Below are 1,218 nucleotides of genomic sequence, written 5' to 3' on the forward strand. Positions count from 1 at the left end.
GAATCTCGAGATTCCGGGTTCGATGCTGCGCATCGCCCCGGAATGACCTTCGGTCACTTCCCCGGCGGCGCGATGTAGATGTTCCAGCTCATCGACGGACCGGCCTTGCCGTGGGTGAAGCGGCGCGTCGTCATCACCATGCGCTCGGCGTTCGGCGCGGTCTCCGACACCCATTTCTCGAACGCCGGCAGGCGGCCGTCGGCCGGATCGAACACGCCGATGAAGCCGTATGTCTTGACGTCATCGCGCGAGATCAGCCCGGAATCCCAGGCTTCGATCGGCACGAGCGCGACCGGGTGGTCCGGGCTGTAGAACACCATCGGCTGGATCGATTCCATGGTGCCGGCGACGACCGCCCAGCGCGAGGCGAAGCGCGCGTGCCAGGCCTGCGTCAGCTCGCGGGCGAGGTCAGAGCGCGCGCCATAGGTCGCGGTGTTGCCGGCATTGGCGGCCATCTCGCGCGCGGCGATCCAGGGCGAGGCGGCGAGCGTCGCGATGCTCAGCACGAGCCAGATCGCGGCGATGTTGACCAGGGTCGCGCTCTGCACCCGCAGCGTCGGGATCGCGACCAGCGCCAGGGGCACCAGGAAGAATAGCGAGATGCCCCAATCGGTCTTCATGTAGATGCTGAAGGCGAGCGCGCCGAGCGGCGGGCCGACGGCGACGATGGTCTGGATGATCCAGACATTCAGCGCCTGCGAAAAATTGACCCCCGGATTGGGACCACGCGCCCAGGCGCGCGTGACGATGCGCAAGGGCGCGTGCAAAAGCAGCCTGAACCAATGCGGCACCAGCGCCATGGCGAGCGCAGCGAGCGCTATCGGAAGGGCCAGCAACGCGAAATTATGCAGGAAGTAGCCGGCCACGAGCTGATGCACGAGACCGGCGTCCTCGAGGCTGTAGGTGTCGCCGGCATAGCTCAGCGGGACGAAATGCACGTCCGCCAGCCACACGATGTGCGGGATCACCGCCACGACAAGCGTCGCGATCGCCACCCACGGCGCCGGCGACAGCAGGAATTTCAAGCGGTCGGGATGGATCAGCGCGGCAAGGCCGATGGCGCCGATCATGGTCAGCACCCAGTATTTGGTCATCAGCGCCAGCGCGGCGRCGAGCCCGAACCAGATGCCGGACTGCAAGCTGCGCTTTTCGAAGGCGTTGAGATAGGCGAGCACGAGCAGCGGCAGGGTGACGAGCTGGAGCAGGTCGGGGTTGTAC

The 1,218-nt window shown here is 66.4% G+C and carries 1 protein-coding gene; it reads right to left on the reverse strand.

The genetic code is table 11. From position 1 onward, the window contains the following. Positions 1-53: 53 nt before the first annotated feature. The coding region (locus AC1D00_RS41825; protein ID WP_477014735.1) for a glycosyltransferase family 39 protein at positions 54-1,218 on the reverse strand (1,165 nt) is incomplete at its 5' end.

It is taken from the genome of Bradyrhizobium sp. P2_E8 (assembly GCF_056403875.1).